The 20,510-nt window shown below is 49.0% G+C and carries 18 protein-coding genes; 2 read left to right on the top strand and 16 right to left on the bottom strand.

What is annotated here, in order from left to right; translation table 11 throughout:
* Positions 1-5: 5 nt before the first annotated feature.
* The 9 genes from NFR99_RS07755 to NFR99_RS07715 all read right to left on the bottom strand — a co-directional run bounded on the left by NFR99_RS07755 (position 6) and on the right by NFR99_RS07715 (position 11,409).
* The gene (locus NFR99_RS07755; RefSeq protein WP_120482673.1) at positions 6-764 is read right to left on the bottom strand and encodes an ABC transporter ATP-binding protein; all 759 of its coding nucleotides are present in this window, start codon (positions 762-764) and stop codon (positions 6-8) included.
* Positions 765-766: 2 nt separating this feature from the next.
* Positions 767-1,843: a branched-chain amino acid ABC transporter permease gene (locus NFR99_RS07750; protein WP_135976650.1), complete on the bottom strand. Its 1,077-nt coding sequence runs from the start codon at positions 1,841-1,843 to the stop codon at positions 767-769.
* A gap of 18 nt (positions 1,844-1,861) precedes the next feature.
* Positions 1,862-2,746 carry a branched-chain amino acid ABC transporter permease gene (locus NFR99_RS07745; RefSeq protein ID WP_120482675.1) on the bottom strand — a complete coding sequence of 295 codons (885 nt, stop codon included), beginning with the start codon at positions 2,744-2,746 and terminating at the stop codon, positions 1,862-1,864.
* A 210-nt stretch (positions 2,747-2,956) separates the two neighbouring features.
* Entirely contained in the window at positions 2,957-4,165 is a 1,209-nt protein-coding gene (locus NFR99_RS07740; RefSeq protein WP_120482677.1) for an ABC transporter substrate-binding protein, read from the bottom strand.
* A 191-nt stretch (positions 4,166-4,356) separates the two neighbouring features.
* Positions 4,357-4,926 carry a prolyl-tRNA synthetase associated domain-containing protein gene (locus NFR99_RS07735; protein WP_251353349.1) on the bottom strand — a complete coding sequence of 190 codons (570 nt, stop codon included), beginning with the start codon at positions 4,924-4,926 and terminating at the stop codon, positions 4,357-4,359.
* A 91-nt stretch (positions 4,927-5,017) separates the two neighbouring features.
* Positions 5,018-6,457 (bottom strand): proline--tRNA ligase, encoded by a 1,440-nt coding sequence (gene proS, locus NFR99_RS07730; RefSeq protein ID WP_120482679.1) that lies wholly within the window; start codon positions 6,455-6,457, stop codon positions 5,018-5,020.
* 107 nt (positions 6,458-6,564) lie between these two features.
* On the bottom strand, positions 6,565-6,783 hold the full coding sequence (locus tag NFR99_RS07725; RefSeq protein WP_120482681.1) for a hypothetical protein: 219 nt from the start codon (positions 6,781-6,783) through the stop codon (positions 6,565-6,567).
* A 121-nt stretch (positions 6,784-6,904) separates the two neighbouring features.
* Positions 6,905-9,529 (bottom strand): Ig-like domain-containing protein, encoded by a 2,625-nt coding sequence (locus NFR99_RS07720; protein WP_251353348.1) that lies wholly within the window; start codon positions 9,527-9,529, stop codon positions 6,905-6,907.
* Positions 9,526-11,409, bottom strand: a complete 1,884-nt coding sequence (locus NFR99_RS07715) for an O-antigen ligase family protein (protein ID WP_251353347.1) — start codon at positions 11,407-11,409, stop codon at positions 9,526-9,528. The genes NFR99_RS07720 and NFR99_RS07715 overlap by 4 nt, the downstream gene beginning before the upstream one ends.
* Before the next feature lie 197 nt (positions 11,410-11,606).
* Here NFR99_RS07715 and NFR99_RS07710 point away from each other — a divergent pair, with 197 nt between their 5' ends.
* A complete protein-coding gene (locus NFR99_RS07710) occupies positions 11,607-11,969 on the top strand; it encodes a hypothetical protein (protein WP_147407904.1) in 363 nt (120 codons plus the stop codon).
* Between the two features lie 82 nt (positions 11,970-12,051).
* Positions 12,052-12,246, top strand: a complete 195-nt coding sequence (locus tag NFR99_RS07705; RefSeq protein ID WP_120482689.1) for a DUF6440 family protein — start codon at positions 12,052-12,054, stop codon at positions 12,244-12,246.
* Positions 12,247-12,289: 43 nt separating this feature from the next.
* On the opposite strand, the gene NFR99_RS07700 is transcribed toward NFR99_RS07705, so the two are convergent.
* The 7 genes from NFR99_RS07700 to NFR99_RS07670 are packed head-to-tail and all read right to left on the bottom strand — an operon-like array spanning position 12,290 to position 20,509.
* The gene (locus NFR99_RS07700; protein ID WP_251353346.1) at positions 12,290-14,359 is read right to left on the bottom strand and encodes a complex I subunit 5 family protein; all 2,070 of its coding nucleotides are present in this window, start codon (positions 14,357-14,359) and stop codon (positions 12,290-12,292) included.
* Between the two features lie 16 nt (positions 14,360-14,375).
* The gene (locus NFR99_RS07695; protein ID WP_251353345.1) at positions 14,376-15,851 is read right to left on the bottom strand and encodes a complex I subunit 5 family protein; all 1,476 of its coding nucleotides are present in this window, start codon (positions 15,849-15,851) and stop codon (positions 14,376-14,378) included.
* Positions 15,852-15,864: 13 nt separating this feature from the next.
* A complete protein-coding gene (locus NFR99_RS07690) occupies positions 15,865-17,364 on the bottom strand; it encodes a complex I subunit 5 family protein (RefSeq protein WP_251353344.1) in 1,500 nt (499 codons plus the stop codon).
* 12 nt (positions 17,365-17,376) lie between these two features.
* Entirely contained in the window at positions 17,377-18,891 is a 1,515-nt protein-coding gene (locus NFR99_RS07685) for a complex I subunit 5 family protein (RefSeq protein WP_251353343.1), read from the bottom strand.
* Positions 18,891-19,268: a sodium:proton antiporter gene (locus NFR99_RS07680; RefSeq protein ID WP_120482699.1), complete on the bottom strand. Its 378-nt coding sequence runs from the start codon at positions 19,266-19,268 to the stop codon at positions 18,891-18,893. Before NFR99_RS07680 ends, NFR99_RS07685 begins: the two co-directional genes overlap by 1 nt.
* A gap of 1 nt (position 19,269) precedes the next feature.
* Entirely contained in the window at positions 19,270-20,244 is a 975-nt protein-coding gene (gene mbhE, locus NFR99_RS07675; RefSeq protein WP_120482702.1) for a hydrogen gas-evolving membrane-bound hydrogenase subunit E, read from the bottom strand.
* Positions 20,237-20,509, bottom strand: coding sequence for a hydrogenase subunit MbhD domain-containing protein (locus tag NFR99_RS07670; RefSeq protein ID WP_120482704.1), 273 nt, complete (start codon positions 20,507-20,509; stop codon positions 20,237-20,239). Before NFR99_RS07670 ends, mbhE begins: the two co-directional genes overlap by 8 nt.
* Between the last annotated feature and the right edge of the window lies 1 nt (position 20,510).

Below are 20,510 nucleotides of genomic sequence, written 5' to 3'. Positions count from 1 at the left end.
TCCTCCTATTCTCCCAGATATGCAGTAATTACCTGTGGGTTATTCAGCACTTCCCCTGTTTCCCCTTCTGCCAGCACCTGGCCGAAGTTCAGCACTGTCAGCTTTTCACAGATACCGGATACCAGTTTCATATCATGCTCTATAAGCAGGATGGTCATATCAAATTTATCCCTCACAAAATGAATGGTATCCATCAGTTCCTGAGTTTCATTCGGGTTCATGCCCGCCGCCGGCTCATCCAAAAGCAGAAGCTTAGGTTCCGTAGCCAATGCCCTGGCAATTTCCAGTTTTCTCTGCTTTCCGTAAGGAAGATTTGACGCCAGATAATCCGCCTGTCCCGCCAGGTCAAATACATCCAGCAGCTCCATAGCCTGCTCGTTCATCTCTTTTTCTACCTTCCGGTATCTCGGCAGACGCAGAATCCCTTCCAGCGTGGAGTAATGATGTTTATTATGAAGTCCGACCTTTACATTGTCCAGCACGCTCATATCTTTAAACAGCCGGATATTCTGGAACGTCCTCGCAACGCCCTCTTTATTGATTTCTATGGTCTTTTTTCCGGTAATATTCTTCCCGTCCAGGGTAACGATTCCTTCATTCGGCTTGTATACGCCTGTAAGCAGGTTAAATACTGTCGTTTTCCCTGCGCCGTTCGGCCCTATCAGTCCATAAAGCTGGCCTTTTTCAATGCTGATATTGAAACTGTCCACGGCACGAAGCCCTCCAAAGGAGATTCCCAGGTTTTTTACCTCCAACAACGCCATGATTACTCACCCTCCTTTGCTTCCTGCTTCTTCTTCAACAGCCGTTTCGGAGAGTACCTCTCCCGCCATTCCAGCGCCTTCGGGCTCCAGTTAAAGAGCATCATCACAATCAGTACGACTGCATAAATCAGCATACGGTAATCGCTCAGGAAACGCAGCATCTCCGGCAGCAGCGTTAAAATAACCGCCGCAATCATGGAACCGCGGATTCTTCCGATTCCTCCAAGCACTACATATACCAGTATCATAATTGACATATTGTATCCGAAATTCTTGGGCTGCGCAGACAAAGTCGCCAGATTATGGGCATAGAGCACGCCCGCCACACCTGCCAGCGCCGCCGAAATAGTGAACGCCATCATCTTATACTTCGTAATGTTGATACCTACAGACTCTGCCGCAATGCGGTTGTCCCGAATAGACATAATCGCACGCCCGTCCCTGGAATGAATCAGGTTCAGCACAATAAAAAGAGTGAGCAGCAGCAAAAGGATTCCTATGAAAAAGGTAGAATCATTGGGAGTTCCGGTAATTCCCTGAGGCCCGTTCACAATCACCTGCCCGTCTGCCTCCATGTTCAGGGACATCGCGTCTTTCATGGAGAAATGAAAACCATTGCTGTCCTTTCCTATAAAAAATGCATTAATCAGGTTCTTAATAATCTCACCGAATGCCAGCGTTACAATTGCCAGATAGTCGCCTTTCAGCCTCAGCACCGGGATACCTATCAGTATGCCAAACAAGGCAGCCACTGCAGCGCCTACCAGAAGCGCCAGGAAGAAACGCACTCCTGCCACAGGGATTACTTCAACCATACATTTCGAGAAAAATGCGCTGGAAAACGCCCCCACGCACATAAAACCAGCGTGTCCAAGACTCAATTCCCCCAGAATACCTACTACCAGGTTCAAAGACACCGCCAGAATTGCATAAGTACACAGCGGTACAAGAAGTCCTTTCATCAGGCTGGAAACCTGTCCTGCCGACACCAGAATCTGTACGATGATAAACGCAGCGATTACAATACCATATGTAATAAAATTACTTTTTGCCGTCTTATTTATTTTCAACTTATTCATTTTCATCTTCGCCACCACCTATACTTTCTCTTGTACCTGTTTGCCCAGGATTCCCGTAGGCTTCACCAACAGTACCACAATCAACACGGCGAACACGATAGCGTCTGCCATCTGTGACGATATGTAAGCTTTTCCCAGGATTTCAATAACCCCCAGCAGAATTCCGCCAATCATGGCTCCCGGAATCGAACCGATTCCACCGAATACTGCCGCCACAAAAGCTTTAATTCCCGGCATCGCGCCTGTATACGGCGTCAGGGACGGATATGCCGAACATAAAAGCACGCTTGCGATAGCAGCCAATGCCGAACCAATAGCAAAAGTCAGGGCAATCGTCCCATTTACATTAATACCCATAAGCTGTGCCGCGCCCTTATCTTCGGAAACGGCAAGCATAGCCTGTCCTGCTTTTGACTTATTAATAAACAGAGTCAGCCCCGCCATAATAATAATACATGCCGCAATTGTCACCATCGTCTCTCCGGTAATGGTAAGATCGCCTCCTGCCAGCGTAACCGCCGGTATCGAAACCACGGATGTAAAAGATTTCGTATCCGCGCCAAAGAGCAGCAACGCAACGTTCTGCAACAGGTAGCTGACGCCAATTGCCGTAATCAGAACAGCCAGGGACGACGCGGCATTTCTCAGCGGCCTGTACGCCACCCGCTCAATCGTCACTCCCAATACAGTACAGACGATGACTGCCGCCAAGATTCCCAGCATAGGAGACATCCCCATAGCAGCCGTGGCTGTAAGCACCACATACCCTCCGACCATAATAATATCACCGTGGGCAAAATTCAGCATCTTGGCAATTCCGTATACCATCGTATAGCCCAGGGCAATGATTGCATATACACTGCCGAGGCTGATGCCATTGATTAAATAAGATATAAAACTCATAGCACACCCCTCTTTAAAAGATTTAAAGTTACACACTATTCTAATGATTATAGCATACTCTGTCACTGTAATTCAACATAAAAGTTACAGTTGTGATTCGGCTTGCGGCAGTTCCATGCAAAAGAGGGGCCTGCAAATTGCAGTAACCCCTCTCTGGATGTAGTATTTACTATATTATATTCGTATTTGGCTGTATATCCCGCCCGGAGATTACATTGCTTTGTAAGCGCCGTCTGTGATAACAACTGCTTTCGGGTCTTTGGAAGGCTCTCCGTCGGCTGTCCATGTAATGGTTCCTGTCAGACCTTCTACAGTAACCTCTGTCATAGCTGTCTTCATGCCTTCGCAGAGATCAGATACGCTCATATCCGGTGTCAGACCTGCTTTTTCTACTGCTGCTTTAACCGTGTACATTGCATCGTAAGCATCTGCTGCAAACTGGTTCGGGATATCTCCGTATTTCTCTGTGAAAGTACCTACAAATTTCTTTGTCATCTCATCTTCTGCATCTGCTGCGAACGGTGTCAGGAGCATTACGCCCTCTGCCAGTGCAGTGTCAAAACCTTCTACTGCAAGGATTCCGTCAAGTCCGTCACATCCGAAGAATTTTGGTGCAAATCCCATGGTTTTTGCCTGCTGAAGAATCAGAGAAGCTTCTGTATAATAAATCGGAAGGAATACCAGCTCTGCGCCGCCATCTTTTGCTTTCTGAAGCTGTACAGAGAAATCTGTCTTATTGTCTGCCGTAAATGCTTCTGCTGCTACGATTTCAAAAGACTGGTTCTTTGCTTCTGTTGCAAATTTCTCATAAATTCCTGAAGAATATACATCAGAGCTGTCATAGATAACTGCTACCTTAGAAGCTAACGCATGCTCGCCGATGTACTGTGCGGAAGCAACGCCCTGGTTCGGGTCGGAGAAGCATACGCGGAAAGCATTTTCATGCTGGATGCTCTCTACCGCTGAACCTGACGGTGTAAGATGAAACATATTGTCCTCAAATGTTTTCTCAACAACTGCGGTACACGGTCCGGATGTAACAGTACCGACCAGCATCTGCATTCCCCAGTCTTTCAGAGAGTTATAAGCGTTTACAGCTTTCTCAGGGTCATGCTCATCATCTTCAAACTGAATCTCAACCTGTGCTCCGTTGATTCCTCCTGCTGCATTGATTTCTTCTGCTGCCAGCTCCATCGCATTCTTAACTGCCTGTCCGTAAACTGCTGCGCCGCCTGTTGTCGGTCCGATGCCGCCAATCTTAAATACGCCGCCTGCTGCGGATGTACTTCCGCTTTCTCCTGCAGTCTCTGCCGTTGTTTCTGCGGATGTCTCTGCAGACTTGTCACCGCATCCTGCCAGCGACGCAACTACCATAGACGCTGCCATGATAAATGCCGCTGCCTGTTTAAATTTTTTCATAATATTTTCCTCCTTCTTATTCCTGCGTCCAACGCATGTTAACGGATTTCTTCTGAAATCTTGGAAATAATAATACGCTGTATTATTTTCTTTGTCAATACCTCTTTTTTCAAAAAACGATGCTTGAAAGCCAGTAACGGCGCGGATTACTGCTGTCCGGCGAATGCAGCCTATATGGACAACCTCCGCTTCTACTCACCCCCAAGCTCTACCAGCGTATACTCATGCTCTATATATGGAAGAAACTTTTCCAACACATCTTTTGTCTTAAGCTTTAGACTGGAAGTATTGATGCAGGGATGACATCCTATGTACCCGGATTCTGCAATTTCCTTATCAATAAGCAGACGTACCCGGCAATCTTTATCATTCATCAGTCCCAGAACCGTTACTGAGCCAGGCGTAAGCCCCATAAATTCTTCCATAAAGTCTTCTCCTGCAAAGGATAGGCGTGCACTTCCTATCTGGGCTGAAAGCTCTTTTGTCCGAAACGGCTTGTCCCCAGGCATCAGCAGCAGATAGAACTCTGTCTTCTGCCGATTGCAAAGAAATAAATTTTTACACATATCAATACCTAAAAGCGCATCAACTTCCCGGCACGCTTCAATCGTAGGAGCTACTTCATGATCCGCCCTTACATATGGAATGTCCAGCTTCTCCAGCAGATCATAAACTGCCATTTCTGCGGGAAGACGCCCATCCGAATCAGGCCGCCCTGTATATAACGTCATATCAACCTTCATAATATCTATTCCCTCCATTAGAAAACCTGCCGTCGGGTTTCCGTATTTCAGGAATCCGGCGGCAGATTCTTCATTTTTTCAGCAAGCCTAACTGCTTAATTTATCAAAATCAATATGCCTTGCCCCAGTACACCATTTTCTTAGCCGGTTTTCCGCAATATACACAAGTATCCTCAATTTCCTCCTGCTCAAAAGGAATACAGCGTGAAGTCACTCCAACCTCTTCCTTCATGGCGTCCTCACACTCCTGACAGCCGCACCACATAGCTTTGATGAATCCCGGCTTATTTTCTGCTATATCTTTCATCTCTTCCAGATTCTTCGCTGTGTACGTATGGGCATCCCTGTGCGCCCGCGCCCTCTCCAGCATTTCCCTCTGTATCGTCTCCAGAAGCTCCTCTGTCTTTACCGCCAGTTCTTCTATCTGCACAGTCATCTTCTCACGGGTGTCACGGCGCACAAGCACTGCCTGGCCTGCTGCGATATCTTTTGGCCCCAGTTCCACACGCAATGGGAATCCTCTCATTTCCTGCTCTGAAAATTTCCATCCCGGACTCTTGTCGGAATCGTCCAGCCTGGTGCGGATTCCTGCCGCACTCAAAGCATCCGCAACCTCGTTTGCCTTCTCAAGCACACCTTCCTTTTTCTGCTGGATAGGGATAACGACTACCTGCACAGGCGCAATCCTTGGCGGAAGCACCAGGCCGCTGTTGTCGCCATGCACCATGATAATCGCCCCGATCATCCGGGTCGTCATTCCCCAGGAAGTCTGATGGACATATTTTAATTTATTATCTTTATCTGCATACTGGATGCCAAACGCCTTTGCAAACCCATCCCCAAAATTGTGGCTGGTTCCCGACTGAAGAGCTTTGCCGTCATGCATCAAAGACTCGATTGTATAGGTAGCCTCTGCTCCCGCAAACTTTTCTTTATCCGTTTTCCTTCCCTTGATTACCGGAATCGCAAGTACCTCTTCACAGAAACCTGCATACACGTTCAGCATCTGGATCGTTCTCTCCTCTGCTTCCTCTGCAGTTGCATGCGCCGTATGTCCCTCCTGCCACAAGAATTCCCTGGAACGCAAGAACGGACGTGTCGTCTTTTCCCAGCGCACCACGGAACACCACTGATTATATACCTTCGGCAAATCCCTGTAGGAATGCACATCATTTGCATAAAAGTCACAGAACAGCGTCTCCGAAGTCGGCCTTACACAAAGACGCTCCTGCAAAGGCTCCAGCCCGCCGTGAGTCACCCACGCCACCTCAGGCGCAAAGCCTTCCACATGATCCTTCTCCTTTTGAAGCAGGCTCTCCGGAATAAACATAGGAAGGTATACATTCTGCACTCCCGTTTCCTTAAATCTCCTGTCAAGCTCATTTTGGATATTTTCCCAGATTGCATAGCCTGCGGGTTTGATTACCATACATCCTTTTACGCTCGTGTAGTCAATCAGCTCTGCCTTCTTCACCACATCCGTATACCACTGGGCGAAATCTTCTTCCATAGAAGTAATCGCTTCTACAAGTTTTTTGTCGTTTGCCATCTTCTTCTCTCCTCTTCCTTTCATTATCCTGATATGCACAAAGGCCTCAGCCCCTATGCTTTTGCAAAGGGACCGAGACCGTAAAGTCATCGGCGGTACCACCCTCATTAGCTGCCTGCTCCGGCCGCTCTCTCTTTTGCCGTTAACGCCGGCCAGACGCCACGCTTCAATACTCCCACGACGCTTCCTGTTATACAAACCGTAATACCGGAAGTATTTTCACATGGGGCTCCAAGGCCGGTTCCATCAGCTTCCGGCAGAAATCTCTCACCAACGATTTCCTCTCTGGGGGATTCGGCAGATGTACTATTCCTCTTCTTCGCCATGTTTCCTTTCCCAGATAGTCTATTTCAAAATCCGGAAAATGTCAAGATGCGGAAAGATGTTACTTCTTTTAATAATGGAACCAAATGCCGGGATGCTGCCTTAAGCATATACGTCTGAAAACTACTTTTTCTTAACGTTGACAACGCACACCGCTTTCTTGCGGCTCTTATCTTTCGCGGTGCAGGTAATCTTCACCTTTCCCGGTTTCTTCGCTGTGACGACTCCTTTACTGTTGACGGACGCCACTTTAGGGTTCGAGGATTTCCAAGTGAGTTTTTTATTTGCCGCGTTTACAGGCGCTATTCCCGCGCGCAGTTTCAGCTTCCTGCCTTTTTTCACCGTGGCTTTCTTCTGGCTTAACGTGATTTTCGCCACGGTAATTTTTTTATTAACAACTTGTACGTTAATATTCTTCCTGATTCCGTTTGCCGTGGAGACTGTGATACGCGCTTTTCCTGCCTTTTTGGCTTTTATCACGCCTTTTCCGTCTACGGACGCCACTTTGGGATTGGAAGATTCCCAGGCCAGCGTCTGGTCTGAAGCGTTCTGCGGCAGCACGGATGCTTCTAACCACTTAAACTTTGTCCCTTTTTGCATCTTGATTTTTGTATAGTTTATCCGTATGCCGGAAGGTTTTACTGCCACTGGTGTTTCCGGCGGCTTTTTATCTGTGTCCTGCGAAGGTTTCTTATCCGGCTGGCCGGGCGGGGTCGGAGTCTCGCCGGTTTCTTTAAATTTCGCCACCATCAGGGCGTCTCCGCCTGTCGTCAAATCTGTCGGCGCGACCGGGGAAAAGATATTTCCCGGCTTTGCGATATACAGCTGCTCCAGCGGGCGGTACATATCCTCCGCCTGTTTGAATGCGTCGTAGGCAAACTGGTAAGGCACGCCTTCCGGCTCATAGTGGTAATGAAGGTGCTCGGCGGGCGTCCATGTATCTTCCGGGTTCTTGAAGCCGTCCGTATTGAACTCCCAGGAGCCGCCTTTCCCTGTTTCATCCGGCACATAGTTAATGCTTCCCCCGGACGCGAGGAACGACTGGCACTGCTCGTACTCATAATATTCATAGCGGTTCGTCTTTGCTATCCGGGTCGGCGTTTCGGTCTCGCCCGTCAGCGCCACGAAATATTCCGTATCCTTTTCCAGCCAGAAACGCCATGCGGCATAGCTACCCCTCTCAATCCCTTCTGTATAGAAAATCTCTTCATAATCGCTTTTTCTGTAAATCCCGAAGGAATCCTGTTCTCTGTTCACCGTATAATACCCGTCTTCCGGCACTGTAAACGTGAAAAACCTTTCGGAAACCGGGGCGTCTATCGACACTTTAGGAACCTCTATCCCTAAAACCTTCACACTCCTTTCGTTATTCTCTCCATCGCCCCAGACTCCCAGGTAATACGTGTGCCCCTGCTCCAGTTCGTAAAGCCCCCTGTAAACGCTACTCCGGGCGAGCAGCCATTCGTCCTGATATACATCCAGACGCCAGGGCCATTCACCGTCTTCATATTCTACCAGATAAAATCCTGTCTTTCGCGGTGAAAAGGTATACCATGTTTCTTTATCGTACTCTGCTAAAACCGTATGAACGCCGACGTCATCAATACTTCCCGTAATCTCTTCTACCTGTTTCTCCTGCGAATACACTTTTCCCGCATAGGTGTAGAGATTAGGGGATGAAAGATTAAGATTCAAAGCCGGACGAATGCCGTCAAGATCGTTGTCGACACCGTCGCCATTAATGTGGACCCAACCGTTGTACCTGACGTATATAGCATAGTCTGACTTAAGGCCCGGCGAGCGCAGCCGCCACTCGCCGTTCTCAGCGTAATCTTCACTAATATTACTCCACATTCCCATCGCCTTTGCATAGGTGCTGCCCTTACAGAAGCGGGATTCATCGCTATATCTATCCTTTACAAATCCATAAGATTTCGCCTTATCCGTATTCCACACATCCGACTCGGAGAGCAGGAATATTTTGTCCGTGGTATTGTTTCCTCCGCTTGTTCCATTTTCTATGTTGTCGGCATTTTCCAGGGATGAATTTACGATTGCCGCCTGTTCGGAAGCAATAAAGGCGCTGCCGATAAAGTTCTTCTGGCTATAATCTACGGACTGCTTGTTACTCCCCGCACCATAACCGTTCAGCCAGCTCCGCACCGTACTTGTCTCCCAGGTGACCTCTTCAAGTACCGTATGGTACTTCTGAGCGTCCAGCGCAGTATCCGCCAGCAACAGCGCCTGTTCTCCGTCCGTGTGCAGCACCCGCCATTTGATTGGCTCATACTTAAAATAATGATAAGAATTGCCGTCTGACCATTGAGAATCATCCTGGGAACTCTCGACTGCAACTGTGGCGCCCTCTTTCTTCATCCTCCGGTATTTTACGCCATCCAGGGTAAGATCATTGTTGGCGTCCCACCCTTCCGCGCTCTGCAGGGCGGCATACACATCATCCGATACGATAACGTCCCCATCGCGGAGCAGGCTGCTGTCCAGAGCGGTATATTCCACGCCCCCCGGTATCACCTCCGCCTGCGGATAGCTTCCAAAATACACGCTGTCCCAGGCTACCGTCCGCTCGCCTGTAAAATCGTCTTCCACAATAACCGGATTCGACAGCTCCGTTTCCGCCGCCTTGGCTCTGTATGGCTTTGGAGACGCCGCCGGAAGCAGCGTCGCTGCCATGACAACTGCCATCGACAGCGCCACACGGCGTTTCATGTTGAGTAAACTTCTTCTCATTCTTTTCTCCTCCTCTTTCTCTTATCTATGCCGCTGATTTGCCTGCTCGCTGTTTGCTTCGGCTGAACCAGCTGATTTACCGCCATCCCCACGCCTGCCATTCCCCAGAATATGGGAGCGGCCGCTACGATGGAATCGTTTGTAATCCCTGCCAGCAGATAGCCTGCTGTCCCTGCAAAAATGGCAAGCCCTGTCAGACCGACGCCATCCCTCCCTTCTTTCTTTCTGTATAACCTGAAAGATTCTATTAGGTATCTTCCCCAGAAAGCCAGAAGGAGCAAAAGCGACGCCACCCCTGTCTCAAGCGCCGCCTGCAGGTACATATTGTGGGGTTTCGTGAGGATTTCGCGGAAAAATCCTTCTTTTAATTTTGCCCGGGTAAGGTAATCATTCTGCGGAAATACTACGGCAAAGGTATTCGGCCCGCTTCCCCAGAAGAGGGACTTTCCCAGAAGAGGGATAGTCCGTCCCCAGATATATCCTCGGTAAGTAAACAGAGAGTCCCACTGCGCCGGAAATGCGCTCTTTGCCTCTGTGATGCCGTCAGCCTTTCCGTATGGCGTAATATAAGCGTATCCGCCATCCTCCGTCCTGTCTGTAAAATACCACGCAATCCCCTGATACTCCGTTACGAGATACGGGACGCCGTTTCGTGTTTCCGCATGAAAGCGCATAGGATCATCCGTTCCATTTGCCGGATAAATCCCTTCCTCTGACGGCTCTTTTTTCTCCATGCGCTCTCCTTTGCCGTCCTCCAGAAGCACATTCCCGTCGTCGTCCAGCCTGAAATACAGTTCCTCGCCGCCGAAGCGGATATTGACGTATTCCTTTTCTGTCCGGATATTTTCCAGAAGGTACGCGGCTTCCCTCTCCCGGAACGCTTCCGTAAAATAGCGCGATACTTTATGCCCCGTCAGAAAATCATATCCTGTCATTACGAGAATCACACCGCAGAAAGCCGCCCCCAGGCAGAGCAGCCGCTTTTTCAGGGACGTCCCGGCAAAGAATGATGCGGCCAAGCCGCCAAGAAGCACAATGCCCAGTCCCGTCTTTGACCCGGTTTCTATCAGACACCACAAAAACAACGCCGAAAACACCGCCCCAAAAACTTTCCATATTTTCTTTTCCGCCAAAAAGAAAAACGCGATAAACACCGGTAAAAGCAGTACAATATAAACTCCCGCATAATTCGGGTTGTACAAAGCCATATATACACTGTGCATTTCTTCCTGTGCGAAATTAAAGATTACCTGCCCCGCGTCAATCCCTTCCGGGATAATCAGCGCCCTGCCGGCCGCCGTCTCCCAAAAGCTATGCCCCAGAATCTGGCTGATTCCCAGCAGGCACTGCAGCGCCCCTCCGGCGGCAAGCGCGGCAACGGCAATTTTTACATCCTTTTCATCTTCTACCACACAGTAACCATAATAAGCCGCGAGCGGATAACACAGCAGCGTCCCTATCGTTTCACACTGATCTGCCATACCGTAGACGCTGAGTTCCCTGTCCACTGAAAACACCGTAGACAAGACTGCCAGCAGGCCATACCCCGCCAATGGAAGGAACCGCTTTCCGCCGCCACTCACTTTTCTCCGGATCAGCCTGCGGTCGGCAAGAACGAGCAGCATCCATACCGCCAGAACTTGCAGGAAACGGCTTTTCCAGTACAGAAAAAAGTCTCCTCTCTGCCCATCTCCCGGAAACCACGGATGTTCCTTCAGGAGATTATCCATCAGCTGCATCCTTACAACCAGCGGCAGTAAGACAAACAGCGCGATAAGCGGCAGTAAATCCCACCTCATCCCTCTCTCTTTCCCTCTTCGCATGGCAACCTTTCCTTCTTCCGCCCACCGGACGCCTTTCCTGCTTCTTTCACGCTCCAACCGGCGTCTTGCCCTGTTCTCCCGGTAAGAACATATACAACTCAGGCAGATTCTATCATAAAACGTTTCACAAAACAAGAGAATCACTAAATAAAAAATTTTACATATTTAATACATACAAACACTGAAAATACCGGCGCAAAACTTTATAATGGGAAATATACACATTAAATTTGCCATAAGGAATGAAACAACAGATGAAAAAGCTTACAAAATCTTTTATATTATTACTTATATTATTTCCGCTCTGTACCGGATGCAGTTCATGGCAGACAGAAAAAAACATGCTTGCCGGGACATGGTGCCGCAGCCAGTCTGCTTCACCTGTACTTACGTTTTATAAAGGCAGCCGCTACAGCCACGGAAAAAACCACGGCGATTATGCACTTGTTTCCGATCATAAATTAAAACTCACTCCCGATTCCGGCTCGAAAACAAAACAAACTTCTTACATTTGCCGTTTTTCCCTCAAGGGTAGTATATTAACGATTTTCAACGGCAATTTCGCCGGAAGCTACAAAAAGATAATATCACCAAGTCCGCGGGCTTTATTGCCATAATCAGATATTTTTGCATAAAATATTTTACATCTCAGAAAAAAGATACTATAATGGAGACATCATTTGAAAGGAGAAAACGAATATGGCAAAAGAAAGATTTATTGAAACCTATTCACAGGGCATATCCAACGTCCGCAAGATTATTGTCGATACAGAAACAGGAGTAAATTATTTGCTGCTTTCGTCCAATATGACCAGCGGGTGCGGTGTGGCTGTTCTAGTTGATAAGGACGGAAAACCCATTATTACATCTGTTGATGGTAAAGATTCTATATAAAAATATAAACAAATCCCCGGGGCAGCCGCCCTGGGGATTTTGTTTACCACAAAATAATATAAATCAGCGTAAGGCTCAGCCCAATGCAAAACAACAGCAGTCCAAAAGACAAACTCCTCTCAATAATCCGGTTCGATTCCATGAATTCTTCATATTTCATAGCCAGCACATGAACATAGTCTTTATCCCCGCTGCCGTCCCGATGATGGATACGATTGCCCAAGCGGCGCCAAAAGTTCATCACGCGCCCCGCTATAAGCGTCAGTCCGTTCCCCTCCGGCAGCTCATGCGGCAGAGGGCTGTCCCGGTAGAAGGTCTTTCGGAGAAGAACTGCGAGCGTATCCAAAAAACTGTCAAACACCCTGCAGATTAGCCTGCTCACAAAAGGCAGGAAGCCAAGCAGCAACGGACGGTAAATCAAATTTTCCATATCCATCCACGCAGGCCACGCGTTAATATATTCCCGTTCTCCTGCTTTGCCTTTTCTCATAAGGAGTTTCCGAATCACCAAAACATACACGACAACCCCGATGCTAATAGAAATCAATGCCCCGGATAAGTTTGTCAAGCTGAAATAAGAAACGGTGTGTCCGCTTTCCTCCAGATGCATCAGTCCCTGCCCAAGCTCTGCCGCCCTGTCCATAATTGTGTGGGGAAACAGCCCCCATACCAGCAGAACCAAAGCGCTTCCTCCCAACGCAAAGATGCTTTCCGCACTCATATAAACCTTTATACCGTCAAACTTCTTCTGAACCTTTTTATCTGCATTTTCCTCCATGAAAATAGCAACGAACAGTTTTGTCATATAAGCCACAGTCAGACCGCCGCTGAATAGGAAAATATATTCCACAGCCCGCATCAGGCTGCCGCCGCCAAACTCCACGATGCTCTCATGAAGCAGCGTCTTGCTGATATAACCGCCAAACAGCGGGATACCCGCTATCGCCAGCGCACCTATCAGAAAAATCCCTTTCAAGAGAGGCTTCTTCTTTCCAAACCCGCGGATTTCATTCAAATCCAGTGCATGGGCATTCATGAAAATCACTCCTGCCGCCAAAAAGAGCACCAGCTTAATCAACGAATGGTTTACCATATGGAGCAGCGTTCCATGTACCGCCAGGGCATTTTCCTCCCCCAGCATCCCCTGCATCCCGACGCCCACCAGGATAAATCCTATCTGAGACATCGAAGAACATGCCAGTGTACGTTTCAGATCCACAGAAAATACTGCCAAAAGCGCACCGCCAAACATCGTCAATACTCCCACCGTCAGAATCAATGCGCCCCATGCGGCATCATGAAGGAACAGATTACTGCTGATAACCAGGATTCCGAAAATACCCGTCTTTGTCAGGATACCCGACAGGAGTGCAGAAGCCGGAGCCGGAGCCACCGGATGCGCCTTCGGAAGCCAGATATGCAGGGGAAATGCACCCGCTTTAGCTCCGAATCCCACCAGCGCACATATGCCCGCTGTATAGAGCAGACGTCTATCCGCACAAGCTGCTGCTGCGGGAAGCAGTTCCGAAATCGTAAGCGTTCCCAGCGCATGGTACAGAAGAAACAATCCCATCAGCATTACCAGACCGCCGATAACAGCTACCGCAAGATAAGTTTCCGCCGCGCGCAGAGCCGGCCCGTTTTCCTCCTGTGCCACCCAGACATAAGAGGTAAAGGACATGATTTCAAAGAAAATAAAAGTCGTATACAAATCTGCCGAAAGGAATACCCCTATGGTCGCCCCCAGCGTCAAAAGCAGGAACAGATAAAAGCGGTTCCTGTTTTCATGATGTGAAAAGTATTCCCTGGAAAGAACTGTCGCCATCATCCACATAAAAGCCGCCACTGTTACATAAACCGCCCGAAACCCGTCCAGCGTAAAATGAAGCCCCAATCCGCAGATGCCCGAAGCATCAAAACTTTCCGGAACCCATGAGCTCCCCGGCGCACCGGAGCCTGACAACAGAAACAGTGCAAGAACAAACTCCGACACTGCTACAAAGTCCGCCAGGTAATCGCGGAATCTCTCATTCTTCGTACCAGCCGCATAACAGAGCAGGCCGCCAACAAATGGCCAGAATACAAGGACTGCCAGCGCAATATTTACATTCATCTTCTCGTCCCTCCTTCTACTGCATCACTGCCGCAACCGACTCCAACGCCTGAATCACAGGCTGCGGGTGCAGGCCAAATACGAGCATCGCCACTGCAAAGATTACCAGCGGCAGTATCATCATCCAGTTCGGGTCCTCTACCTCCCGAATCGTATCATAATCAAAATCTTTCCCTGGAAAGAATGCGCGTACACAGATCGTCATCATATACATAGCCGTGAGCAAAGCGGAAACGAGAAGCGCCGCCACGCCCACATACGCCAGCGTATTCTGGCTCTCCACCGCCGCCTTCGCCAGATTCCATTTACTGATGAACCCGCAAAGCCCAGGCACGCCCATAAGCGCAAAACCGGAAATAGCAAAGATGATAAATACCTTCGGCATCTTCCTTCCAAAGCCATCCAGCTCATGCACATAATTCTTTCCCGTCTTATAGATTACCGAACCCGCACAGAAGAACGAGCATATTTTCATCACCGCATGAAATACCATATGGCACAGCGCCCCCACCAGGCCAAGCGGCGTCATCAGCACTGCGCCAAACAGGATATACGACAGATTGCTGACCGTAGACCAGGCAAGCCGCCGTTTGATATGCGTCTCTTTCAGGGCGCGGCTGCAGCCGTACACAATCGTGAAAATCACAAGCGCCATTACCACATACTGCGCCCAGCTCCCTTTTAAGATATCCGTACCAAAACTATAATATGTCACGCGCATAATGGTAAATGCACCTGCCTTAACCACCGCCACCGCATGGAGCAAGGCTGTTACCGGAGTCGGCGCCGCTCCTGCTTTCGGAAGCCAGGCCGAAAACGGCCACATAGCTGTCTTTACTGAAAATCCGCAGAAACATAATACATAAATAAACAACAGCAGATTCGTCTTATTCCCTACTGCCGCCATATCCAGCACACCGCCCGGAACAAATACCGAGGTCGTCCCGTAAGTAAGGATAAAAATCATCCCGATAAACGCGAACGCCGCGCCCCCCAGAGAATAGTACAGATATGTACGGCTTGCCAAAATCGCCTCCCTTGACAGGGTATGCATAATCAACGGCAGCGTCACCAGCGTAAGCATCTCATAGAAACAGTACATCGTCACGATATCCTCCGCCAGCGCAATCCCAAGGGTCACTCCGTAGGTAATCACATAAAACATGAAGAAAAACTTCTCATGTCCTTCATGCTTCATATATTCAAAGGAGTACAGGGTCGCCAAGGGCCAGAGCGCCGCCAGAATCGCCGTAAATACCGTCCCCAGGCCGTCCAGCCGGAAACTGAGGCTCAAGTCTCCCGTAAAACGGAACAGTACCACCGGTTCATCCGGCTGATTCAGCAGCATCGCGAGCACCAGCGCTGAGTTCAGCAGCACGACACTTTCGATGTACACCATCATCTGTGTCCTGGTCTTAAAAGGAATCAGAGAAACCAGCGCGCCAGCCAGCATAGGCAGCAGCACAACAATCACCATAATATTTGCATTCATTTTCTCTCCTCCTCTACATCAATGCTTCTGCAATCCGGCTGACGTACTGAATCAGCGGATTCGGGAAAACACCCAGCAAAACCGCAGCAGCCGCAAGCACTGCCAGCGGAAACAGCATCCCGGGCTTCGCCTCCTGCTTCTCCGCCGAGACGGCTTCCCCATGTCCCGGAAAGAAGCCCTTCATGGTAACGGGAAGCAAATACCCCGCTGTCAAAAGCGCGCTGATTAACAGCACCACGGGGCCCAGCCATCCGAAAATCCCCACGCCTGCTTTTAGCGCCCCTTGCGCCAAATACCATTTGCTGATAAACCCGCTCGCCGGAGGAATCCCTATCAGCGCCAGGGAAGCAAACGTATAGCACCAGAGCGTCCCGGGCATCCTCTTTCCAATCCCGTCCAACTCTTCCACCCGGCTTTTCCCGCACTGGAAAATGAAAATTCCGGCAGTCAGAAACAAGGCGCACTTGATAAACGCATGAAATACTGTATGAAGCAGCGCCCCCGTCACCGCGACAGGCGTAAGCAGCGACAAACCAAATAAAATGTACGAAATCTGGCTGACCGTAGAATAAGCCAGCCGTTTCTTAAATACCGGTTCCCGAAACGCAAGCAGCGAGCCCATAAAGACTGTCAGCAGCGTCAACGCCATCCACACTGCCTGCACCCAGGTTCCCCGCAGGAAATCTGCGCCTACGGTATAGTAAACCACGCGGATTACCGCCAGTACGCCAGCCTTTACGATAATACCGGAAAGCACTGCCGATGCCGGAGAGGGCGCTACCGGATGCGCCGCCGGAAGCCATGCGTGGAGCGGAAACATGCCCGCTTTCGCGCCAAAGCCAATCAGCATCGCAAACACCGCAATCAACAGGATTCCCTCATTTCCCGCCGCAAGCGCCAAGTTCAGGGAACCTCCCGCCACAAAGCTCAGCGTGCCGCAATATTTATATAGAAAGAAAATTCCAAATAACCCTAAATATGCGCCGCACATAGAATAAAACAAATATTTCAGAGCCGCCATAATCGACGCTTTCGAGCCGTTGTGCAGTACCATCGGCATGGAAGTCAAAGTCATCAGCTCATAGAATAAGTACAGAGTCACCAAATTTCCCGCAAAATCCAATGCTATCAATACCCCATATACCAGAAGATAGACGCCGAAAAACCTCTTCTCGTTTCCCTCATGCTCCATATAAACAAAAGAATAAACTGCCACGAGAACCCATACGATACTCATAAAAGAGGCAAACACACTGCCCAGCGCATCAACCTGGAAAAAAACAGGTATATCCTCCATCAAATAAAACAGCGTCACACTCCCTGTTCCGCGCCACGCAATCCAAAGCGCAGCAGCGGCAGAAACCGCGAGCACTGCACCTGAAAACAGATGCACGCTTTTCCGTTTCTTTTCATCCGTCTGTCCGTATTTTATATGTTCATAAAAAGAAGACGCCAGCAATACAATTCCTGCAAGCGACGGCAGAAATATCGGTAATAAAATCAGCCAATCCATGATATTTTCCTCCTATGCAAACATATTTAATCCATTTTCAATCAAACGGATAATCGGTTCAGACGACAACCCTAAAAACAAGTTCAATACGATAAAGCAAATCAGGGCGAAAGACTTCGCCGGCTCTTCTGTCATTTTCACCTGCTTAAACTGCTTCTTCTCCAGAACTGCCTTTTTTTCAGGTGTGTACAGCCGAATCACTGTTTTCATAAAATACACTGCATTCAGCACGGTACTAATCGCCAGGGCAATCAGCGTTGGCAGCATTTTTGCCGTATTTTCCACGCCCACGCCCGCCTGGGCAAACAAAAGCTTCGAAATAAACCCGGAGAATACCGGAATACCTACCATAGACAGAGAACCTACCGTAAATGCAATGCCCGAAAGCTTATTCCGGTAACCCGCGCCTGTCAAATCAAAGAAATCCGTGCTGTCTCCTGATACCTCCGTAATCCCGGAAACCGCTACGAACAGCAGCGCTTTTGTAGCCGCATGGGATACGATGTGATAGATGCTCGCCACGATACCCGCCGTAGTCCCAAGCCCAAAGCCCATATAGATATAGCCAATCTGCGCAATCGAAGAGTAAGAAATCATCCTGCGGATATTACTCTCCTTAATCGCGCTGACAGAGCCCATAATCATTCCTACGATACCAAATACAAACAGCACATTGATTACCTTGCTGTCCCGCACAATGTCAAATCCTATGACACGGTAGAAAATCTTTACCAAAAGGAAAATATATCCTTTCGAAACCAGGGACGACAGGATAGACGCAGAAGAAAGCGTGGAGTATCCATAAGCATCCGGCAGCCAGCTATGAAACGGGTACAGCGCACTTTTAATAGCAATCCCGACGGACATCAGCCCCACGGCAACCAGCAGAGGAATATGATAACTCCCGTTTGCGTGGATAAGGGCTACCTGCTCCCGGATATTACTCATCAGCAAATGTCCTGTCAAATCATACAAAAAGCAGATTCCCAGCAGAAGCAGACCGGAGCCGAGCAGGCTCATAATCATATAACGCGTCGCCGCCACCAGAGTCCGTCCATTTTGCCGTATCATAATCAGCCCGCATGCAGAAATCGTATTGATTTCTACAAATACATAAGCCGTAAACAAATCGTTCGTATAAATCAGCGCCAGCAAAGAGCTCAGCAGCAGGTTTACCATAATATAGTAAAGATTCTGCTTGGTGTCCTCAATCTCCTCCTCACGCTCCCGGATTCCTCCCAGCATACAGAGCAGCATAATCACACAGAAAAATACTGCCATAACCGCTTCCAGCACGCCTACCCGTATTTCATTTCCCCAGGGCGCCGGAAAATGCCCCATTGTATAGACATATTCCTGCCCGGTCCCCAGCACAAATCCCAGCACTGCCGCCGACATGCCGCCAATGATAACGATCACCGCTGCATTTACCCATTTCGCTTTCCTGCCGCTCAGTATCGAGCACAGGGGGCCGGAAAACAAAGAGAGGATAATCGACATAAACGGAAAATTCTGTACAAATGCCATTACAGCCCCTCCTTCCTGAGCCTCGTAGAGATTTCATCCAAATCCAGCGTATGGTATCTGCGGTACAGGCGGATGGTCAGAGACAGCATCAGCGCCGTCACCGAAACAGACACTACGATACCTGTCAGCACCAGCCCGCTCGGAATCGGATTTATGTAGGCTTCCACGCTCTGCACGCCATCCGTGACAATCGGGGCTTTCCGCCCGCCGATAAATCCTTTCAGCGCCAAAAACAAATACATTGCCGTATCCATGATGTTTAGCCCGATAATCTTCTTAATCAGGTTCTTCTGCAGAAGCAGGTTGGAAAATCCGATTCCGAAAAGAATCATCGCCACTGCTTCCCCGTAGTTATTGAAAAGATTTCCCAAGTTCATATCAGTACGCTCCTTTCCTGAACATGACATAAAACGTGTACATCGTCCCGGCAACCACCAGTCCTACGCAGATGTTCAGAATCAAAATCAGGCCGCTGCTTAAGATCGCTCCCGGTGTTCCCAGCGGAATCATACTCTCAATATGGTTCGCACCTGTATAGAACGAATAGCTCTTTGCCAGCGCATAACATGCCAGCGCACAAAAACTCAGCCGTTTATACGTCTTTTCATGAAAGAACCTCTCCGTCTTCGCAAACCCGAATGCATTTACATACAAAATCAGACCCGCTCCAATCACTGCGCCCCCTGAGAATCCGCCTCCGGGCCCCAGATGCCCTCCGAGAATTACATAAATACCGAAAATCACAATCGGCGGCACCAGAATCCTCGCTACTGTCTGGAGAATCACGTCATTTTTTGGTTCGTAAATACGGTCTTCCTCTGCTTCATAGCCTATACCGTGGCTTCCTTTTTTGCTCTTATCCAAACGCAGCAAAATCAGCACGGTACAAGTGGCAATGAACAACACATGAGACTCGCCCAGCGTATCAAACGCGCGGTAATCCAAAATCATTCCCGTAACAATATTTACAGCCCCCGTCTCCTGAAGGCCATTTTCAATATAGCGCGCCGCCACTTCATTATTTACCGGATTCCCAGGATTTCCAAAGGCCGGAAGCCCCGACACTGCCGCCAGGAGCATAACCACCAGGCAAATACAAAACAGAACGCTGGCTACCCGGTAAAATTTCCGAAAAACCCGCACCTCCGTGTTACCTGCCGTATCATAGATGCGCTCCCGCAGCTCCTTCCTGTCTTCTGCCCGCCGTTCCAGCGTTTCCTTATCCTCAGAAAATGCCTTCTGAGGCTTCATTTCCACTGTATTTAAAAAGGGATCCCTCGTCCCGTCAAACCACTGCTTCATCCGATAGGAACGGGTCTTCTCATATTTTTCCTGAGATACTTTCTTACTCATCTTTCTTCTCCCCCTCCTTCTCCTCTGCTTTCATAATCGCGTGGATTTTTTTCAGTGTGACAAAGAAAAGCACGCTCGTCACTCCCGCGCCCACAGCCGCCTCCGTAATCGCCAAGTCCGGCGATTCCAGCAGAATCCATATAATCGACATCACCAGGCTGTAAGACATATACACCAGAATCGAATTTAAGAGATTTTTCGACAGGCTGACCGATATGGCGCACACCAGCAGAAAGCCCAGCAAAATGTACATAAAAAGCTGCATA

Origin of the sequence: Hominisplanchenecus murintestinalis (genome assembly GCF_943193015.1) — a bacterium.
Classification (GTDB): domain Bacteria; phylum Bacillota; class Clostridia; order Lachnospirales; family Lachnospiraceae; genus Hominisplanchenecus_A; species Hominisplanchenecus_A murintestinalis.
This window is presented reverse-complemented; position numbering and strand designations above follow the sequence as displayed.

What these genes read in the sequence shown, in the direction of transcription:
- NFR99_RS07755 (WP_120482673.1), bottom strand. Translation starts at nt 764, where the DNA reads ATGGCGTTGTTGGAGGTAAAAAACCTGGGAATCTCCTTTGGAGGGCTT.
- NFR99_RS07750 (WP_135976650.1), bottom strand. Translation starts at nt 1,843, where the DNA reads ATGAATAAGTTGAAAATAAATAAGACGGCAAAAAGTAATTTTATTACA.
- NFR99_RS07745 (WP_120482675.1), bottom strand. Translation starts at nt 2,746, where the DNA reads ATGAGTTTTATATCTTATTTAATCAATGGCATCAGCCTCGGCAGTGTA.
- NFR99_RS07740 (WP_120482677.1), bottom strand. Translation starts at nt 4,165, where the DNA reads ATGAAAAAATTTAAACAGGCAGCGGCATTTATCATGGCAGCGTCTATG.
- NFR99_RS07735 (WP_251353349.1), bottom strand. Translation starts at nt 4,926, where the DNA reads ATGGAGGGAATAGATATTATGAAGGTTGATATGACGTTATATACAGGG.
- proS (WP_120482679.1), bottom strand. Translation starts at nt 6,457, where the DNA reads ATGGCAAACGACAAAAAACTTGTAGAAGCGATTACTTCTATGGAAGAA.
- NFR99_RS07725 (WP_120482681.1), bottom strand. Translation starts at nt 6,783, where the DNA reads ATGGCGAAGAAGAGGAATAGTACATCTGCCGAATCCCCCAGAGAGGAA.
- NFR99_RS07720 (WP_251353348.1), bottom strand. Translation starts at nt 9,529, where the DNA reads ATGAGAAGAAGTTTACTCAACATGAAACGCCGTGTGGCGCTGTCGATG.
- NFR99_RS07710 (WP_147407904.1), top strand. Translation starts at nt 11,607, where the DNA reads ATGAAAAAGCTTACAAAATCTTTTATATTATTACTTATATTATTTCCG.
- NFR99_RS07705 (WP_120482689.1), top strand. Translation starts at nt 12,052, where the DNA reads ATGGCAAAAGAAAGATTTATTGAAACCTATTCACAGGGCATATCCAAC.
- NFR99_RS07700 (WP_251353346.1), bottom strand. Translation starts at nt 14,359, where the DNA reads ATGAATGTAAATATTGCGCTGGCAGTCCTTGTATTCTGGCCATTTGTT.
- NFR99_RS07695 (WP_251353345.1), bottom strand. Translation starts at nt 15,851, where the DNA reads ATGAATGCAAATATTATGGTGATTGTTGTGCTGCTGCCTATGCTGGCT.
- NFR99_RS07690 (WP_251353344.1), bottom strand. Translation starts at nt 17,364, where the DNA reads ATGGATTGGCTGATTTTATTACCGATATTTCTGCCGTCGCTTGCAGGA.
- NFR99_RS07685 (WP_251353343.1), bottom strand. Translation starts at nt 18,891, where the DNA reads ATGGCATTTGTACAGAATTTTCCGTTTATGTCGATTATCCTCTCTTTG.
- NFR99_RS07680 (WP_120482699.1), bottom strand. Translation starts at nt 19,268, where the DNA reads ATGAACTTGGGAAATCTTTTCAATAACTACGGGGAAGCAGTGGCGATG.
- mbhE (WP_120482702.1), bottom strand. Translation starts at nt 20,244, where the DNA reads ATGAGTAAGAAAGTATCTCAGGAAAAATATGAGAAGACCCGTTCCTAT.
- NFR99_RS07670 (WP_120482704.1), bottom strand. Translation starts at nt 20,509, where the DNA reads ATGCAGCTTTTTATGTACATTTTGCTGGGCTTTCTGCTGGTGTGCGCC.